The organism is Mycobacterium sp. UM_CSW, assembly GCF_000455205.1.
Lineage (GTDB): Bacteria > Actinomycetota > Actinomycetes > Mycobacteriales > Mycobacteriaceae > Mycobacterium.
Map to the genome: position 1 here is coordinate 18372 of NZ_AUWQ01000026.1, position 18285 is coordinate 36656.

Below are 18285 nucleotides of genomic sequence, written 5' to 3' on the forward strand. Positions count from 1 at the left end.
GCGGGTGATTTCCGGGGCGGCATGCGTTGTGAAGGAGCCTGATGAGCAAAGTTATTGAGTACGACGAAACCGCGCGCCGCGCTATGGAGGCCGGCGTGAACAAGCTCGCCGACGCCGTCCGGGTGACGCTGGGGCCGCGCGGCCGGCATGTGGTGCTGGCCAAGGCCTTTGGCGGGCCCGCGGTCACCAACGACGGCGTCACCGTCGCGCGCGAGATCGACCTGGAGGACCCGTTCGAGAACTTGGGCGCTCAGCTGGTGAAGTCGGTGGCCACCAAGACCAACGACGTCGCGGGCGACGGCACCACTACCGCGACCGTGCTGGCGCAAGCGCTGGTCAAGGACGGGCTGCGGATGGTCGCCGCGGGCGCCAACCCGATCGCGCTGGGCGTCGGGATCGGCAAGGCCGGTGACGCGGTGTCCGAGGCGCTGCTGGCCGAGGCCACCCCGGTCTCCGGCAAGGAGGGGATCGCGCAGGTGGCGACGGTGTCGTCGCGCGACCCGCACATCGGTGAGCTGGTCGGCGAGGCGATGACCAAGGTCGGCGCCGACGGCGTCGTCAGCGTCGAGGAATCCTCCACCCTGAACACCGAGCTGGAGTTCACCGAGGGCGTCGGCTTCGACAAGGGCTTCCTGTCGGCGTATTTCGTCACCGACTTCGACTCGCAGGAGGCCGTGCTCGACGACCCGCTGATCCTGCTGCACCAGGAGAAGATCAGCTCGCTGCCCGATCTGCTGCCGATGCTGGAGAAGGTCGCCGAATCGGGCAAGCCGCTGCTGATCGTCGCCGAGGACGTCGAGGGTGAGGCCCTGGCGACGCTGGTCGTGAACTCGATCCGCAAGACGTTGAAGGCAGTTGCGGTCAAGGCGCCGTTCTTCGGTGACCGCCGCAAGGCGTTCCTCGAGGACCTCGCCGTGGTCACGGGCGGGCAGGTGATCAACCCCGACGCCGGCCTGCTGCTGCGCGAGGTCGGCGCCGAGGTGCTGGGCTCGGCCCGCCGCGTGGTCGTCAGCAAGGACGACACGATCATCGTCGAGGGCGGCGGCTCCAAGGAGGCGGTCGCCAACCGCGTCAAGCAGCTGCGCGCCGAGATCGAGAAGAGCGACTCCGACTGGGATCGCGAGAAGCTGCAGGAGCGGCTGGCCAAGCTGGCCGGCGGCGTGGCCGTCATCAAGGTCGGTGCCGCCACCGAGACGGCGCTCAAGGAGCGCAAGGAAAGCGTCGAGGACGCCGTCGCGGCCGCCAAGGCCGCCGTCGAGGAGGGCATCGTCGCGGGCGGCGGAACGGCGCTCATCCACGCCCGAAAGGCGTTGCAGGAGCTGCGCGCAACGCTCAGCGGCGACGAGGCGCTCGGCGTCGACGTGTTCTCCACGGCGCTGGCGGCGCCCCTGTACTGGATCGCCACCAACGCCGGGCTGGACGGCTCGGTCGCCGTGAACAAGGTCAGCGAGCTGCCCGTCGGGCAGGGCCTGAACGCCGAGACGCTGGAATACGGCGACCTGCTCGGCGCCGGGGTGATCGACCCGGTCAAGGTGACCCGGTCGGCCGTCGTCAACGCGGCGTCGGTGGCCCGGATGGTGCTCACCACCGAGACGGCCGTCGTCGACAAGCCAGCCGAGGCCGACGAGCACGCCGGTCACCACCACGGTCACGCTCACTAGAACTACGCAACGAAAACACCCCCGGTCCCATTAGGCCCGGGGGTGTTTTCGTCCGCGGATCAGACCGCCACGACGGCACGGTAGTGAGCTCGACCTGAACGCACCTGCGCGACAGCTTCGTTGATGTCTCCCATGGCGTATGTCTGTACGACCGGACGGATGCCGGTGCGGGCGGCGAAGTCGAGCATCTGGACCGTCTCCTGGCGCGACGCGGGAACGCCGCCGGAGATCTTCTTCTCGGCGGGCAGCAACGCGAACGGGCCGATCGACATTGCGCTACCGGGCACACCGACCACGCTCAGAGTGCCCTGCGGTTTCAGCGCGGAAAGGTAGTCGTCCCAGGGGATGTCGGCGGACACCGTGGACATGATGAAGTCGAATGTGCCGGCGCTTCGGGCCAACTCGTCCGAGTCACGGGTCGCGATGAAGTGGTCTGCGCCCAGCTCGAGTGCCTCGTCGCGCTTACCTGCCGTCGACGAGATCGCGGTGACGTCACAGCCCCACGCGTGAGCGAACTGAATCGCCAGGTGGCCGAGTCCACGAATGCCGACAATTCCGATCCGGTCGGTGGGCTTGACGCCGTGGCGCAATAGTGGTGCGAAAACCGTTACGCCAGCGCACAATAACGGTCCCGCGTGCTGAGACTCGATGGCATCGGGGATCGGGTAAGCGAAGCGCCAGTCACTGGCTCGCACCGATGTCGCGAACGCCCCGCGGTGCCCGCGGAGCACCGTGTCGTCGCGCTGGGGACAGAGCTGTTGCCTACCGCTCAGGCAGAATTCGCACTTCATGCACGTCCCCGCAATTGCGCCGATGCCCACCCGCTCGCCGACGGCCAGCCGGTCGGGATCGACCGCCGACCCGATGGCCGACACAACACCGACCGCTTCATGACCGGCGACCACGGGAAACTGCGAGTAGCCCCAATCGTCGTCGATCATCCCGACGTCCGTGTGGCAGATTCCGCAGTGCGTCACGTCGACGTCGACCTCCATCGGACCCAGTTGTCCGGGGTCGTACTCATACGGTGCCAGGTCGGCTTTCGCACTCGGCGCGGCATATGCGGTGACGCTCATGTCTGCCTTCTACTCCCTAATGACCAACTGGTTATTAACAACAGTAGGCATACACGCGCACTAATGTCCAGCTGTACATTAGGCAGATGCCTAGGCCGGAGTTGCCAAAGCGGAAGCGCATCCGCAATCCGGAAGCCCATCGGGCGGCCATCCTGACGGCAGCACGCGAGGTTTTCGGTGAACGGGGATATGCGCAGGGCACCATCCGCGAAATCGCCGGCCGCGCGGGGGTGACTCACGGGCTCGTCGTGCGCCACTTCGGAACCAAGGATCAGCTTTTCGCGGACTCCCTGCTCGACGGGCGTCGCGCACCGCCGGACCTCGGTGGTGACCTGTCAAACCTCCCGGCGCGGATAGCGCGTGATTACGTCGACAGGATCGAAACCGACGGATCGAGCGACCCGTTCATCGCCTTGATACGCAGCGCGGGCGACATCGCCGTGGCGAAGCGGCTCCTGCACGCGATGCGAAGGGAACCTGCCGACGCCTACCTCGCCACGCTCGATATCCCGGATCGCGACCAGCGGGGAGATTTGTTGGGAGCGCTGTTAATCGGCGTGACGTTCACCCGCTACGTCCTCGCCGACGGACCCTTGGCCGCCATGACGGCCGACGAGCTGGTCGGCTATCTCACCCCGTTGATCGGGGAGATCCTGTTGCCGGGTTACTGATGTCTGCTCGCGCTTGATGGTGACCGTCTATCGAGCACCGCGCTACTCGCTTCTAATCGAGAAACTGGGCACATACTTCGACGATGTCGATCCCAGGTCGTTTCCGCGTTATGTCACTGGTGCTGCGCGGGTGACCTCTTAGGCCGCGCCATCGGCTCAGACGAAGCGCCCCCGGTTACGAAGGCCGGGGCGTTTCCGTGAGGTGGTTTGCGTCAAATCTCGCGCCATGGAGCGCTTGTTGCAGTGGGCATGGGATCGGTACGCCACGCGATACACGTGGGTGATGGCCGCGGTCGCCGTTGGCATTTCGTTTCCGGTCTACCTGTTGTTGTCATTCGCCATCGTGGATTTCGAGAACTCCAGCCGCTACCTCGTGGCGGCCGGGGCTGCAGGGCTTATCGCGCTGCTGTCGGTCGTCGTCGGTCGCATTGCCAGCGCGACAGGAGAGCGGCTGGTCGAGATTGTGATCTGGACCTGCGCCTTCGGAGTCGGCAGTCAGCTCATCGGGGTGCACAGCCTGGCGGAGACGGTGATGCGGCCGCGACGGGTCGCCCTCACCGGCGACAAGGAAATCGGTGACTCCTTGCCTCGCCAGCGCCCCAGCTTCGCCGCTTGGTCGAACCTGTCGGTGCTCGCTGTCACGTTCGTCTTCTCCACCGCTGGGGACATGCTGGCGGCCGTGGTCGACCGGGCGACCCAGCTGCCGCTGTTGTGGGTGGTGATCGGCGTCGGGATGACTCTGGTCTTCGGGGTACCCATAACCGTCGGCGCTGTTTTCGCGCCGTCCCTACAGCCGATTCGTGATCTCGCCGACGGGACCAGACGCGTTGCGGCCGGCGATTACAGTCGACGTCTGCCGGTGGTGCAGGACGACGACCTGGGAGCGCTCACTGCGTCGTTCAACCGCATGCAGGCGGGCCTCGCCGAGCGTCAGCGACTCCAGGGCGCTTTCGGAATGTATGTCGACCCCATGCTGGCGGCGCGACTGCTCGAGCAAGGTGACCACGTCTTCACCGGTGAGCGTCGGGAGGTGACCGTGATGTTCGTCGATGTCCGCGACTTCACTTCGTTCGCCGAGGCGCACACCGCTGGGGAGACGGTCACTCATCTCAATGCACTGTTCGAGACGGTCGTGCCTGCCGTCGTAGAGGCCGGTGGCCACGTGAACAAGTTTCTCGGCGACGGCGCGCTGGCCGTCTTCGGCGCTCCCAACGACCTTGCACAGCACGCCGACGCCGCACTGGGAGCCGCAACATCGATCAACCGCCTTGTCGCCGAGCGATTCGGCGGGGAGCTTCGTGTGGAGATCGGGATAAATACTGGCGTGGTGATCGCCGGCACCGTTGGCGGCGGCGGCAAACTGGAGTTCACCCTCATCGGTGACGCCGTCAATGTGGCAGCCCGCGTCGAGCAACTCACCAAAATCACCGGTGATGGAATTCTTCTGACTCAGCAGACCATCAAGGCCTTGGTTTCTCGACCGCCCGGACTCGTCGACCGGGGTCCGCACGCGCTGATGGGCAAGTCAGTCCCGACGGAGCTTTTCGGACTCGACCCGGCGGCCACACATTCGCGTCTTCTCGGCTAGATCTTGGGTAACTGATTCAACGGACCGTCGGACCGCGGCAGTCGCGAAACACTCCCGGTTCGTCGCGCGCGGTGTTTCGCTATTCGCATGGATCGCATCTGGCAGATGGCGTGGGATCGGTACAAATCGAGGTACCCGTGGGCGGCCTGGGCGCTCACACTTCCTCTGGCGCTCCCGGTTTACCTCGCCTGGTCGCTGGGGATCGTCGCGTTCGAGAGGTCCGATCGCTACGCCGAGGCGGCCGCGGTGACCGTGGTCGCCGTGCTCGCGTATGTGTATCTGCTGGTGATGCCCGACGGAAAAGAAGCCCGCCTCATTGAGCGGTGGGCCGCTGGCGACGGCGTCGATCGAGGGAGTGCGCTGCGCGCCACCTACAGCTACGGCCGCAAAGTGATTGCGAGGGGGATGGCTGTCACCGTTGTTTCGCTCGCGGCGCTGTTCGTCGCGGTCGGGATGGTTGCCGGAGCGAGCGGATCGCGGCTCGTCCAGTATGCGATTCTGGGCGCCGTTGCCGGATCTTCCGGCCAGCTGATCACCGTGCACAGCTACACCGAGTCAATCCTGCGGCCCGCCCGGGCCGCGATCGCCTCGGACACCGGGATCGGTGATTCCCTGCCTCGCTCTCGCCCGTCGTTCGCCACGTGGACCAATGTGGCCATGCTCGCGGTGGGGTTCGCGTTTGCCGTCGCGGGCGCGCTTCTGGGCGCCGTGTTGGACGTGGCCAGGCACGGCCCCATCCTCCCCATGCTGATCGGTGGTGTGCTGGTGCTCCTGATCGGGCCGTCGCTCTGGGCCGCGTACTCGCCACTGCTGCAACCCATTCGGGATCTCGCCGCGGGAACCGATCGCGTCGCGGCCGGCGACTTCAGCCGGCGGCTGCCGGTGGTGCAAGATGACGACCTCGGCGCGCTGGCGGCGTCGTTCAACCGCATGCAGGCGGGACTGACTGAGCGGCAACGACTTCAGGCCGCGTTCGGAACCTACGTCGACCCCGCCCTGGCCGCACGCCTGCTCGAGCAGGGCGACGACGTCTTCACCGGCGAGCGCCGTGAGGTGACCGTGATGTTCATCGACATCCGCGACTTCACCTCGTTCGCCGAGGCCAACAGCGCCGAGGACACCGTCGCCCGGCTCAACGCCCTGTTCGAGATCGTGGTCCCCGCCGTCGTTGATGCCGGGGGGCACGTCAACAAGTTCCTCGGTGACGGCGCGCTGGCGGTGTTCGGTGCTCCCAATGACCTCGCGGATCATGCCGACGCCGCCGTGAGCGCGGCGGTCCTTATCCAACGCCTCGTCGCCCAGCGTTTCGACGGTGCGCTGCGGATCGGCATTGGGATCAACACCGGGAAGGTGATCGCGGGGACCATCGGCGGCGCAGGCAAGCTGGAGTTCACCCTGATCGGCGACACCGTCAACGTCGCGGCCCGCGTCGAGCAACTCACCAAAACCACCGGTGACGCCCTGCTTCTTACCCACCAGACGGTCGACGCCCTGGTTGCTCGACCGTCGGGACTTACCCACCGGGGTGCTCACGCCCTGAAGGGCAAGTCGACGCCCACCGAGGTCTTCGGTCTCGGCTCAGCCCGGTAGCCGACGCGTCATGGTTGACGCGGCTGCCGTACGAGGTGCAATGTGATACTCGTCATATGACCACTGGTCATACCGGGCGGAGAGGCAAGAACTCATGACCACCAGGGACAAGTACACGGACGTACCCGAGCCCTACTCGTGGAAGGTCCCCAGTGCCGGGGATGCGCGTTTCACCTGGGAGTACGACGACGGTCGCGCCCGGCTCCTCTCTCTGTACCAAAAGGGAAAGGACAAACAGTGGGATGCCCAGTCGCGCATCGACTGGGCGCAAGACGTCGACCCCGACAACCCGGTCGGGCTGCCCGACGAGTTCCATCCGCTGTTCGGCAGCCCGGTGTGGGACGCCGCCGACGAATCGCGTCGCGCCGAGATGCGCCGGCATTCCCAGGCCTGGCAGTTCTCCCAGTTCCTGCACGGCGAGCAGGGGGCGCTGGTGTGCGCGGCCAAGATCGTCGAGGTCGTCCCTGACTTGGACGCGAAGTTCTACGCGGCCACCCAGACCATGGACGAGGCCCGGCACGTGGAGACGTTCTCGCGGTTCCTGCAGGAGAAGGTCGGTCTCGTCTACCCGATCAACAAGAACCTGACCCAATTGCTGGACGACACCCTGCGCGATTCGCGTTGGGACATGCCGTATCTCGGCATGCAGGTCCTCATCGAAGGGCTGGCACTCGCCGCCTTCGGGACGCTGCGCGACTTGGCGGCGCCGGACTCGCTGGCCAAGCAGGTGCTGGCCTACGTCATGCAGGACGAGGCCCGGCACGTGGCCTTCGGCCGAATCTCGTTGAAGGACTACTACTCCGCGCTGACCGAAGCCGAGCGCGATGAGCGTGAAGAGTTCGTAGTCGACGCCTGCTACCTGATGCGCGACCGGTTCCGCGGCGAGGAGGTTTTCGAAACCCTCGGCCTCGACGTCAAGGCGTGTGCCGAGTGGGTCGACACGTCGCCGCTGATGATCCAGTTCCGCGCCCACCTGTTCAGCCGGATCGTGCCGATCGTCAAGGACATCGGGCTGTGGGGCGACAAGGTGCAGAAGGCCTTCACGGAGATGGGCGTCCTCGACCTGGCGTGCTCGAACATCGAGGCGCTGATGAAAGCCGACGAGGATCAGGCCGAGGCGCTGGACAAGGCACACGCCGAGATGGCCGACCGGGCGCTCGAAGTGGACCAGGTGATCGCGGCGGGCGCGGGCTGACTCAGCTAGCGCGGAGGAAGGCTGGGCGGGGTCGTCCAGGTGTAGCTCGGCGTGGTCGTGACGGTCGGGGTGCTGGTGACCGTGACGGTGCTGGTGCTTGTGCTGGTGGACGGCGGTGGCACGGCGGTCGTGACCGTGGTGACGGTGGTGGTCTCCGTGGTCGACGACGTCGTCGTCGCGGCCGCCGCGGTGATCACGCCGCAGGCCAGCCGCTTACCGGAATCACCGCTGGACGTGCCGCTGAGGTTGTCGGCGGCCTGGTGGATGACCAGCGCGGTGCCCGAGCTGTTTCTCAGGTCCGCGGCGGTGAAGGAGTTGGTGGTGGTGACGAGTTTCGCCGAGCCGTCGGAGCGCACCTGCAGCGCGGTCAGGTCGCCGCTGGCCGGGTAGCCGCTGTGCCCCGGCGCCTGATAGACGCTGCCGGCGGAGCTGAAGTCCCCGCCCTCGCACTTGCCCACGGCGTGGATTTGCAGCCCGTGGAAGCCCTGGCTCAGGACCTGATTCGGGCCCGCCTCGACCGTCACCGTGGCGTAGCCGCTCGTGAAGTCGATGGTGGCGGTGGCGACCTGCGTGCCGTCGGCGCTCTTCAACTGCGTGGTCATCCGCTCGGCGCCGGCCGACGCGCTCGAGGACGGCGACGTGGTGGACTGGTTACCGCCCTGGCTTGCGCATGCGCCCAATGGCGCGATGGTCGCGGTGAGTGCCGCGACCGCAAAGGCCATTTCCCGTTTCATGGGCTGGGCCTACCCCGATGAGCAAATATCAAACCCCGCACAAAGATATGAGAGGTATATGAGCCGGGCCGTGGCCGGTGCTTCGCACCCGCGTCGTGTGCGAGCGTGGGTCGGGTGGTCTCCGAACCGCAGTTGACAGAAGCGCTCCGGCAGGCGTCGAGCTACCTGTGGATAGCCGACGTGGCGGGCAAGAGGAATCTGCCCATGATCCAGTCGCTTTACAGCTTCGCCGCCCGGCAGATGGTCGCCTACACCGAAGACGGCGAAGAGTGGCACCTGCGGGCCGCCACCGCCGCCGCACACGACGCCACCCGAATGCACGACCTGCTCACCGGCCGCGCGCCGCGCACGCCGGGCGCCCTCGGCGCGCCGACGAACCTCTGAGCGGCTATCCCAGCGCGCTGAGCAGGGCCTTACGCCCGCGAACGCGGAGCCGGTGGATGCTCGATCGACGCAATTCGGCGATGCGCTCGATCATCCGGTTTCCCAGCGCCTCAAGCAGGTCTGCATTCAAATCGATTGGGGCCGGGCACAAGTCGCGCTCTTCCTCGCTGGCGTGGGCGTCCAGCACGGTGACGAACGAGCGCCACTCGTCCTATATTCCGGCGCGCTCGGCGCCGTGCGCAGCAGCACCGTGAGCTGATCCCAGACCTGGCGGTGTTCGGCATGGGCGATCGCGACGAGCTCGGTTGCCGCCGACACCGCCGGATAGAACAGGTCATCCTCGACAGCCAGCCTCGGGGATTGGCCATCGCCGGCGCCGTGCTGGGATGCGCGGGATAGCCTCGTGGCTCGCGGTGATGATCGTGTCCGGCGGCCTGTTGGGCGCCGGGGTGCACTAGGCCGAGCGGCGGATCCCGCGGTTGCGGCCGATGTCGCCCTTCAGCAGCATGTCGCGCTCGGATTCCGACAGGCCGCCCCAAACTCCGTACGGCTCACCAACTTCCAGTGCGTGGGACCGGCACTCCTGGATCACCGGGCACCGCCGGCACATTTCCTTGGCGCGCTGCTCGCGCTGCATGCGGGCGCGGCCGCGCTCGCCGTCGGGGTGGAAGAACATCGACGAGTCAACGCCGCGGCACAGGCCTTGCAGTTGCCAGTTCCAGATGTCGGCGTTGGGGCCAGGTAGCTGCTCCGGCTGTGGCATTGGATCGTTCCCTCTCTGCACGGCACGCCCAGAAGTTCAGGTTCGCGAAGCGTCCGACAAGCGATTGTGCAACCGATTTTCGAGTGGGGTCACCGCTGACTACCCGTCGAAGTAGAACTTAGGGTGGGCGGCGAATTTCCGTCAATAGCCACTTAGGTCGCCAAAATATGTAAGCGTTGTAAGAGAATTAACTCGCCGTTCATGTGCCACGCTTTTGTTGACCAAAGACCGTGCTACCAGGCGCTTGACCGGACCGAGATTTCCCAGCTCAGCGCGCAAGACAGTGGGGGGAGCAATTAGTACGCAGCTCATGGCGATTAACAGCTCGGTAACAAGAACAGCACGAAGTGTTTACTACTATCACCGTGATTGAAACTGGTCACACTTCGGTGATTAAGAGCACACTGGCCGCCGCCGCCTTCGGGGAGCAACCCGGAGCCTGGCCGCTGCCGGCGGCGGGCACGCGGCAGCAACTGTGGTGGCGGGCCGTCGCGGCGGGCGGGCAGGGCCGTTACGGCAGCGCCTACCACGACCTGGCGGAGCTGCGACGCACCGGCGGCCGATGGAAGTCGCTGGCGCACAGCACGCATGGCTCGTTCCTGCGCCAGCTCGGCTGGCATGAACTGGCGCGGGGCTGGGACGGCCGCGCGCTCGCGTTGGCCGGGGTGGACGCAGAGGCGCGCGCCGATGCGCTGATCGGGTTGGCGGCCGACGCGCTGGGCGTCGGCCGGTTCGCCGCCGCGGCAACGTTGTTGGGCCGCGTGGACCTGCGGGCGGTCCCGGACCGGCTCCCGGTGCGCCGGGGATGGGTGGCCGCCGAGTTGGCGATGGCCTCCGGGGACGGTGCGTCGGCCGTGCGTCACGCCGAGGAGGCCGTGCGGCTGGCGGAGGCGATGGTCGTTTCGTCGGTGCGGCACCGGGTGAAGAGCGACGTGGTGCTCGCCGCCGCGCTGTGCAGCGCCGGCCGCGTCGAGCGCGCCCGCGCGGTCGCCGAGGCGGCGCTGGACGCCACCGGCCGGTCCAATCTGATCCCGCTTCGATGGGCGCTGGCTTGCTTGCTGATCGACATCGAAAGTGTCACGTTTTCAACACAAAAGCTGCGCGAAATTCGCGATATCTGCGCAGGCCAGGTGCGGCGCGCCGGGGGCGCGTGGCGTTCCGCTTGAAACGGCCTTCGGCCCGTTATTGTCAGTGCGTTAGTTAGCCCGCGATGTGTCCCGTTCGTAACGTTGGAGCAACCGCCGTCGATGACAATTCAAGGGGAACGTCTCGACGCTGTGGTCGCGGAGGCCGTGGCGGGGGACCGAAACGCCCTACGGGAGGTGCTGGAGACCATCCGTCCGATCGTCGTCCGATATTGCCGTGCGCGAGTCGGCACGGTCGCGCGGGGTGGTCTGACAGCCGACGACGTGGCTCAGGAGGTGTGCTTGGCCACCATCACGGCGCTGCCGCGCTATCGCGAGCGGGGACGCCCGTTCCTGGCCTTCCTGTACGGCATCGCGGCCCACAAGGTCGCCGACGCGCACCGGGCCGCCGGTCGTGACCTCGCCTACCCCGCCGAGACCATCCCCGAGCGCTGGTCGACCGACGCGGGCCCGGAGCAGCGGGCCATCGAGGCCGACTCGGTCAGCCGAATGAACGAGCTGCTCGAGATCCTGCCGTCCAAGCAGCGCGAGATCCTGATCCTGCGGGTGGTCGTCGGCCTGTCCGCCGAGGAGACCGCCGCCGCCGTCGGCAGCACGACGGGAGCGGTCCGCGTGGCCCAGCACCGGGCGCTGTCCCGGCTCAAGTCCGAAATCGTCGCGGCGGGTGACTATGCCTGAATCCCTGGATGAATTCGCCAGCACCGACTTGCTTCTCGACGCGTTGGCCGAGCGCCGGCCGGTCGATCTGGACGATCCCAACGACGACGCGTTGGCCGTGCTGCTGGCCGACTGGCGAGACGACCTGCGCTGGCCGCCGGCCAGCGCGCTGGTTTCGCCGGAAGAGGCCGTCGGGGCGCTGCACGCCGGGCTGGCCGAGCGGCGGCGCGCCCGCCGCGGGCTCGCCGCGATCGGCTCGGTGGCCGCCACGCTGCTGGTGCTGAGCGGGTTCGGGGCCATGGTGGTCGAGGCCCGTCCCGGCGACACACTGTACGGCCTGCACGCGATGTTCTTCGACCAGCCGCGGGTCAAGGACAGCCAGATCGAGCTGTCGGCCAAGGCCGAACTGGCCAAGGTTCAGCAAATGATCGACCAGGGCCAGTGGACGCAAGCGCAGAACCAGCTGGCCGAGGTCAGCAGCACGGTGCAATCCATGAATGACGGGGCCAGCCGCAACGACCTGTTGGACGAGGTGAACCTGCTCAACACCCGGGTCGAATCGCGCAACCCGAACGCGACGCTGCCGCCGGCCGCGCCGAAGCCCAAGGCGCCGGCCGCATCGTCCACCTCGCCGGCCGCGCCGAGTACGACCCCACCGAGCCCGTCAGCAAGTTCGACGACGAGCCCCACAACGAGCCCGTCGTCCGGGCGGCATCGGCATCACGGGCACTCGTCCACGCCGCCATCAGCGGCGCCGGACGACACGCCCTAGCTCAGCGGCGGTGAAACCCGTCCGCGTCTGACGTCGCTTCGTTCAGCGAGGCGTCGGCGTATCCCCGGCAGTAATCCCACGTGACATAGGAGTCGGGTTCGGGGTCGTAGGCGGGCTCGTGCGGGCGGACGGTGCCGTCGATGAGCAGTTGCAACAGGTTGGCCCGCAACATGTCCCAGTCGTGGTAGTGGTCCTGCTGACATTCGTCGCAGCACACCACGAGTCCGCGAATTCCCTTGTGCGCCAGCAGGGCCTCGTAGACGGCCAGATCGGCCAGGTCCGCCTCGACCGCCATCCGCTCTTGCTGATCCAGGGGTTGCCCCGGCTCGACGGCTTCGAGCGCAGCCGACGGATCGCAGGGGTCGTCGGCGAACGGGTCGGGTGGCAAACCCGGTGGGAGGTGGTCACGCACGCCTCTAGACTACGCAGGCGGGCCGTCATCGCGCCAGCAGGGAGACGCGCGCCGCGTGGCGCCCGGGCAAGCGGGTCCGCTGTCCGTGCGAGCCGATAGGATGGGCTTCTCACTCCGCGCGCGTATGGAGGGCCCCACCGATGTCCCGTGGCATGTCCCATTTAGAAGACAGCTCCGACCTGGTTGCCAGCCCGTACCTGCGCGACCCCCACCTCCCCGGACTGGCCGACGACCCGCTGCCGACCGGGGGCGACAACCCGTACAAAATCGCGATGCTCGGATTGACGTTCGACGACGTGTTGCTGCTGCCCGCGGCCTCCGATGTTGTCCCGGCCACCGCCGACACCTCCAGCCAGCTCACCAAGAAGATCAGGCTGAAGGTGCCGCTGGTCAGCTCGGCGATGGACACCGTCACCGAGTCGCGGATGGCGATCGCGATGGCCCGGGCGGGCGGCATGGGCGTGCTGCACCGCAACCTGCCGGTAGCCGAGCAGGCCGGCCAGGTCGAGATGGTGAAGCGCTCCGAGGCCGGCATGGTCACCGATCCGGTCACCTGCCGCCCCGACAACACACTGGCTCAGGTCGACGCGCTGTGCGCCCGGTTCCGGATCTCCGGGTTGCCCGTCGTCGACGACGACGGCGCGCTGGTCGGCATCATCACCAACCGCGACATGCGCTTCGAGGTTGACCAGACCAAGAAGGTCGCCGAGGTGATGACCAAGGCCCCGCTGATCACCGCCCAGGAGGGCGTCAGCGCCGACGCGGCGCTGGGGTTGTTGCGCCGCAACAAGATCGAGAAGCTGCCGGTCGTCGACGGGCACGGCCGGCTGACCGGGCTGATCACCGTCAAGGACTTCGTCAAGACCGAACAGCACCCACTGGCCACCAAGGACAGCGACGGGCGGCTGCTGGTCGGCGCCGCCGTCGGCGTCGGCGGTGACGCCTGGGTCCGCGCGATGATGCTGGTCGACGCCGGCGTGGACGTGCTGATCGTGGACACCGCGCACGCGCACAACCGGTTGGTGCTCGACATGGTCGGCAAACTCAAGGCCGAGGTCGGCGAGCGCGTCGAGATCATCGGCGGCAACGTGGCCACCCGGGCCGCGGCCGCCGCGCTGGTCGACGCCGGGGCCGACGCGGTCAAGGTCGGGGTGGGCCCGGGTTCGATCTGCACGACGCGGGTGGTGGCCGGGGTCGGCGCGCCGCAGATCACCGCGATCCTGGAAGCCGTCGCGGCGTGCCGCCCGGCCGGTGTGCCGGTCATCGCCGACGGGGGACTGCAGTACTCCGGCGACATCGCCAAGGCGCTGGCCGCCGGCGCGTCGACGGCCATGCTCGGCTCGCTGCTGGCCGGCACCGCCGAGGCGCCCGGCGAGCTGATCTTCGTCAACGGCAAGCAGTTCAAGAGCTACCGGGGCATGGGGTCGCTGGGCGCCATGGCGGGCCGGGGCTCCGGCGGGTCGGGCGGCGGCAAGTCCTACTCCAAGGACCGCTACTTCGCCGACGACGCGCTCTCCGAGGACAAGCTGGTGCCCGAGGGCATCGAGGGCCGGGTGCCGTTCCGCGGACCGCTGTCGTCGGTGATCCACCAGCTCACCGGCGGCCTGCGCGCCGCGATGGGCTACACCGGCTCGCCCACCATCGAGGTGCTGCAGCAGGCGCAGTTCGTCCGGATCACGGCGGCCGGGCTGCGCGAGAGCCACCCGCACGATGTCGCCATGACGGTCGAAGCGCCCAACTATTTCGCCCGGTGAACAGCGAACTGGCAATGGTCGAGATCGGCATGGGCCGCGTCGCCCGTCGCACGTATGAACTGAGCGAGATCAGCATCGTGCCGTCGCGGCGCACCCGCTCGTCGAAGGACGTGTCGACGGCGTGGCAGCTGGACGCCTACCGCTTCGAGATCCCGGTAATCGCCCATCCCACCGACGCTTTAGTGTCGCCGGAGTTCGCGATCGAGCTGGGCCGGCTCGGCGGGCTGGGCGTGCTCAACGGCGAGGGGCTGATCGGCCGGCACGCCGACGTCGAGGCCAAGATCGCGCAACTGCTCGAGGCCGCCGAAAAGGAGCCCGAACCCTCGGCGGCGATCCGGCTGCTGCAGGAACTGCACGCGGCGCCGCTGGACCCGGACCTGCTGGGGTCGGCCGTGGCGCGCATCCGCGAGGCGGGGGTGATCACCGCGGTGCGGGTCAGCCCGCAGAACGCCCAGGCGCTGACGCCGGTGCTGCTGCAGGCGGGGATCGACCTGCTGGTCATCCAGGGCACGATCGTGTCCGCCGAGCGGGTGGCTAGCGACGGCGAGCCGCTGAACCTCAAGACCTTCATCTCCGAGCTCGACGTGCCGGTGGTCGCCGGCGGGGTGCTCGACCATCGCACCGCGCTGCACCTGATGCGCACGGGCGCGGCCGGGGTCATCGTCGGCTACGGCTCCACCCGGGGCGTGACCACCAGCGACGAGGTGCTCGGCATCAGCGTGCCGATGGCCACCGCGATCGCCGACGCCGCCGCCGCCCGCCGCGAATACCTCGACGAGACCGGCGGCCGATACGTGCACGTGCTGGCCGACGGCGACATCCACACCTCGGGCGAGCTGGCCAAGGCCATCGCCTGTGGCGCCGACGCGGTGGTGCTGGGCACGCCGCTGGCCGAGGCGGCCGAGGCGCTCGGGGGTGGTTGGTTCTGGCCGGCCGCCGCGGCGCACCCGTCGCTGCCGCGCGGGGCGTTGCTGCAGATCGCGGTGGGTGAGCGGCCGCCGCTGGAGCGGGTGCTGGGCGGGCCGTCGGACGACCCGTTCGGCAGCCTGAACCTGGTGGGCGGCCTGCGCCGGTCGATGGCCAAGGCCGGTTATTGCGACCTCAAGGAGTTCCAGAAGGTCGGCCTGACCGTCGGGGGCTGAGGCCCGAAAGCCCCCTGGTTTGTTACCGGCTGGTATGGCCATACTGGTGCAATGAAGCCGGATTACGACGTCCTGATCATCGGGTCGGGGTTTGGGGGCAGCGTCAGCGCGTTGCGGCTGACGGAAAAGGGCTACCGGGTGGGCGTGCTGGAGGCCGGCCGCCGGTTCTCGGACCAGGAGTTCGCCGAGACCTCCTGGGACCTGCGCAAGTTCTTGTGGGCGCCCAGGCTGGGTTGCTACGGCATCCAGCGGATCCACCCGCTGCGCAACGTGATGATCCTGGCCGGCGCCGGGGTGGGCGGTGGTTCGCTCAACTACGCCAACACCCTGTACGTGCCGCCGGAGCCGTTCTTCAAAGACCGGCAGTGGGCGCACATCACCGACTGGCGTGACGAGTTGATGCCGCATTACGAGCAGGCGCAACGGATGCTGGGCGTGGTGGAGAATCCGACGTTCACCGACGCCGACCGCCTGATGAAGGAGGTCGCCGACGAGATGGGGTGCGGCGACACCTTCGTGCCGACCCCGGTGGGGGTGTTCTTCGGCCCGAACGGCACCAAGGCGCCCGGCAAGACCGTGCCGGACCCGTACTTCGGCGGCGCCGGGCCCGACCGGACCGGCTGCCTGGAATGCGGCTGCTGCATGACCGGCTGCCGCTACGGCGCCAAGAACACGCTGGTGAAGAACTACCTCGGCCTCGCGGAAGCCAATGGCGCGCAAGTCATTCCGATGACCACGGTGAAGGGCTTCGAGCAGCGTCCGGACGGCCTGTGGGAGGTCCGAACGGTACGCACCGGAAGTTGGCTGCGCCGCGACCGGCGCACCTACACCGCCTCGCACCTGATCCTGGCCGCGGGCACCTGGGGGACGCAGCACCTGCTGTTCAAGATGCGCGATCGGGGGAAGCTGCCGCGCCTGTCGAAACGCCTCGGCGTGCTGACCCGCACCAACTCCGAGTCAATCGTCGGCGCCGCGACGCTGGAGGTGAAGCCCGATCTGGACCTCACGCATGGAGTGGCGATCACGTCGTCGATCCACCCGACGTCGGACACGCACGTCGAGCCCGTCCGCTACGGCAAGGGCTCCAACGCGATGGGGCTGCTGCAGACGCTGATGACCGACGGGCACGGACCGGGCGGCACCGATACGCCGCGCTGGAAGCAGCTGCTGGACCAGGGCCGCGAGGACCCGCGCGGAATCCTGCGGATGATCAACGTGCGGCAGTGGAGCGAACGCACGGTGATCGCGCTGGTGATGCAGCACCTGGACAACTCGATCACCACGTTCACCAAGCGCGGCAAGCTCGGAATCCGTTGGTATTCCAGCAAACAGGGGCACGGCGAGCCCAACCCCTCGTGGATCCCGGTCGGCAACGAGGTCACCCGCCGCATCGCCGCCAAGATCGACGGCGTGGCCGGCGGCACTTGGGGCGAGCTGTTCAACATCCCGCTGACGGCGCACTTCCTCGGCGGCGCGGTGATCGGCGACGGTCCCGAAAGCGGCGTCATCGACCCGTATCACCGGGTCTACGGCTACCCGACGCTGTTCGTGGTGGACGGCGCGGCGATCTCGGCGAACCTGGGCGTCAACCCGTCGCTGTCCATCACCGCGCAGGCCGAGCGGGCCGCGTCGCTGTGGCCGAACAAGGGCGAGAACGACCTGCGCCCGCTGCAGGGCGACACCTACCGCAGGCTGGCCCCGATTCCGCCTGCGCACCCGGTGGTGCCAGCGCATGCGCCGGGCGCGTTGCGCTGGCTACCGAGCAACCCCGTGAGCACAGCAGGCTGACCCCTCAAATCAGCTTGCGATCTCGGCGGGCGTGGTGGCATCGAGCAGGGCCCCGCTGACGACCCGGCTGCGTTCCCCGTGCACGTTGACGGGTACATCGCCCATCAGCGTGACCCGGTGCATCAGCCGATGCTGGTCGTCGTAGTCGTCGATGGCACGGTGTTGCGTGGCCCGGTTGTCCCAGATGGCGACGTCGCCGTAGCTCCAAGTCCAGCGAATGGTGTTCTCGGGCGCGGTGATTCGCCGCTGCAGCAGCTCGTGCAGCACCGTCGATTCGTAGCTGTCCAGCCCGACGAACCCGCGAACGAAATCGCCCAGCACCAGCGTCCGCTCACCGGTCTCGGGGTGCACGCGAACCACCGGGTGCTCGGTCCGGAAATCGGGCTTGTCGAACGCCTGCCGAAATGCGCGCTGCGCCTCGGTCATCGCCTCGATCGATTCCGGGCTCACGTAGTCGTAGCGGTTGGTGTGCAGCGCCCACAAATTGTCGACCAGTGATTTGAGCGGCTCGGGCAGTTCGTCGTAGGCCGCCGCGGTGGAGGCCCACAGCGTCGAGCCGCCGTAGCTGGGCAACGTGACCGCGCGCAGGATCGAGGCCGCGGGGTAGTTCGCGGCGAACGTGACGTCGGTGTGCCAGCGCGTCGCCTTGCCGTACTCGGAGTTGATGGGCGTGATGGTCGGCGCGTCCTTGCCCGCCAAGAAGGCGGCCGCGGGGTGGCCGATCGGGGTGCCCAGCAGCCGCGCGAACTCGAGCTGTTGCTCGTCGTCGAGGTGGTCCTGCCCGCGGAAGAAGATCACCTTGTGGGTCAGCAGGGCCCCGCGGATCTGGTCGACGGTGGCCTGGTCGAGGTCGCCGCCCAGCTTCACCCCGTCGACTCGGGCGCCGATCCGGCTGCCCAGCTTGGTGACGGTCACTGGCTGTGTCATTTCAGTCGTCCTTTTTGCCGTAACTC

17 protein-coding genes and 1 pseudogene are annotated in these 18285 nt (G+C 67.9%); 12 read left to right on the forward strand and 6 right to left on the reverse strand.

The features are described 5' to 3' along the window. The first annotated feature begins 41 nt into the window (after nucleotides 1–41). Nucleotides 42–1661: a chaperonin GroEL gene (groL, locus tag N415_RS10845; protein WP_068180843.1), complete on the forward strand. Its 1620-nt coding sequence runs from the start codon at nucleotides 42–44 to the stop codon at nucleotides 1659–1661. 59 nt (nucleotides 1662–1720) lie between these two features. Here the strand turns inward: groL and N415_RS10850 are convergent, their stop codons facing one another. Continuing rightward, nucleotides 1721–2737 (reverse strand): NAD(P)-dependent alcohol dehydrogenase, encoded by a 1017-nt coding sequence (locus tag N415_RS10850; RefSeq protein WP_068180846.1) that lies wholly within the window; start codon nucleotides 2735–2737, stop codon nucleotides 1721–1723. Between the two features lie 86 nt (nucleotides 2738–2823). On the opposite strand from N415_RS10850, the gene N415_RS10855 reads away from it, so the two are divergent. The 4 genes from N415_RS10855 to N415_RS10870 all read left to right on the forward strand — a co-directional run bounded on the left by N415_RS10855 (nucleotide 2824) and on the right by N415_RS10870 (nucleotide 7781). After that, complete coding sequence (locus tag N415_RS10855) at nucleotides 2824–3408, forward strand: TetR/AcrR family transcriptional regulator (protein WP_068180848.1); 585 nt, start codon at nucleotides 2824–2826, stop codon at nucleotides 3406–3408. Nucleotides 3409–3634: 226 nt separating this feature from the next. Then, nucleotides 3635–4996 (forward strand): adenylate/guanylate cyclase domain-containing protein, encoded by a 1362-nt coding sequence (locus N415_RS10860; protein ID WP_068180851.1) that lies wholly within the window; start codon nucleotides 3635–3637, stop codon nucleotides 4994–4996. A gap of 87 nt (nucleotides 4997–5083) precedes the next feature. Next, nucleotides 5084–6586, forward strand: coding sequence for an adenylate/guanylate cyclase domain-containing protein (locus N415_RS10865; protein WP_068180853.1), 1503 nt, complete (start codon nucleotides 5084–5086; stop codon nucleotides 6584–6586). A gap of 94 nt (nucleotides 6587–6680) precedes the next feature. After that, nucleotides 6681–7781, forward strand: a complete 1101-nt coding sequence (locus tag N415_RS10870) for a ferritin-like domain-containing protein (protein ID WP_068180856.1) — start codon at nucleotides 6681–6683, stop codon at nucleotides 7779–7781. A 5-nt stretch (nucleotides 7782–7786) separates the two neighbouring features. Here N415_RS10870 and N415_RS10875 read toward each other — a convergent pair whose 3' ends face one another. Next, nucleotides 7787–8515 (reverse strand): superoxide dismutase family protein, encoded by a 729-nt coding sequence (locus N415_RS10875; protein ID WP_068180859.1) that lies wholly within the window; start codon nucleotides 8513–8515, stop codon nucleotides 7787–7789. Between the two features lie 114 nt (nucleotides 8516–8629). On the opposite strand from N415_RS10875, the gene N415_RS10880 reads away from it, so the two are divergent. Then, complete coding sequence (locus N415_RS10880; RefSeq protein WP_068180861.1) at nucleotides 8630–8899, forward strand: hypothetical protein; 270 nt, start codon at nucleotides 8630–8632, stop codon at nucleotides 8897–8899. Nucleotides 8900–8903: 4 nt separating this feature from the next. On the opposite strand, the pseudogene N415_RS33365 reads toward N415_RS10880, so the two are convergent. Beyond that, a pseudogene (locus N415_RS33365) lies at nucleotides 8904–9244 on the reverse strand (hemerythrin domain-containing protein); the annotation flags it as partial. 109 nt (nucleotides 9245–9353) lie between these two features. After that, entirely contained in the window at nucleotides 9354–9662 is a 309-nt protein-coding gene (locus tag N415_RS10890) for a WhiB family transcriptional regulator (RefSeq protein WP_067009583.1), read from the reverse strand. Nucleotides 9663–10027: 365 nt separating this feature from the next. Here N415_RS10890 and N415_RS10895 point away from each other — a divergent pair, with 365 nt between their 5' ends. The 3 genes from N415_RS10895 to N415_RS10905 all read left to right on the forward strand — a co-directional run bounded on the left by N415_RS10895 (nucleotide 10028) and on the right by N415_RS10905 (nucleotide 12236). Further along, complete coding sequence (locus N415_RS10895) at nucleotides 10028–10828, forward strand: hypothetical protein (RefSeq protein WP_068180864.1); 801 nt, start codon at nucleotides 10028–10030, stop codon at nucleotides 10826–10828. 81 nt (nucleotides 10829–10909) lie between these two features. After that, complete coding sequence (locus tag N415_RS10900) at nucleotides 10910–11485, forward strand: sigma-70 family RNA polymerase sigma factor (RefSeq protein WP_081665178.1); 576 nt, start codon at nucleotides 10910–10912, stop codon at nucleotides 11483–11485. Continuing rightward, entirely contained in the window at nucleotides 11478–12236 is a 759-nt protein-coding gene (locus N415_RS10905) for an anti-sigma-D factor RsdA (protein WP_081665179.1), read from the forward strand. Before N415_RS10900 ends, N415_RS10905 begins: the two co-directional genes overlap by 8 nt. A gap of 1 nt (nucleotide 12237) precedes the next feature. Here the strand turns inward: N415_RS10905 and N415_RS10910 are convergent, their stop codons facing one another. Then, a complete protein-coding gene (locus N415_RS10910; RefSeq protein WP_066933952.1) occupies nucleotides 12238–12648 on the reverse strand; it encodes a DUF5319 domain-containing protein in 411 nt (136 codons plus the stop codon). 140 nt (nucleotides 12649–12788) lie between these two features. Here N415_RS10910 and guaB point away from each other — a divergent pair, with 140 nt between their 5' ends. Genes guaB through N415_RS10925 form a run of 3 tightly spaced genes read left to right on the forward strand, consistent with a single transcriptional unit; the run spans nucleotide 12789 to nucleotide 17332 of the window. After that, nucleotides 12789–14402 carry an IMP dehydrogenase gene (guaB, locus tag N415_RS10915; protein WP_068108016.1) on the forward strand — a complete coding sequence of 538 codons (1614 nt, stop codon included), beginning with the start codon at nucleotides 12789–12791 and terminating at the stop codon, nucleotides 14400–14402. A 14-nt stretch (nucleotides 14403–14416) separates the two neighbouring features. Then, complete coding sequence (locus tag N415_RS10920; RefSeq protein ID WP_068180981.1) at nucleotides 14417–15544, forward strand: GuaB3 family IMP dehydrogenase-related protein; 1128 nt, start codon at nucleotides 14417–14419, stop codon at nucleotides 15542–15544. A 51-nt stretch (nucleotides 15545–15595) separates the two neighbouring features. Beyond that, a complete protein-coding gene (locus tag N415_RS10925) occupies nucleotides 15596–17332 on the forward strand; it encodes a GMC family oxidoreductase (protein ID WP_068180868.1) in 1737 nt (578 codons plus the stop codon). Nucleotides 17333–17341: 9 nt separating this feature from the next. On the opposite strand, the gene N415_RS10930 is transcribed toward N415_RS10925, so the two are convergent. Beyond that, entirely contained in the window at nucleotides 17342–18259 is a 918-nt protein-coding gene (locus N415_RS10930) for a TauD/TfdA family dioxygenase (protein ID WP_068180871.1), read from the reverse strand. Between the last annotated feature and the right edge of the window lie 26 nt (nucleotides 18260–18285).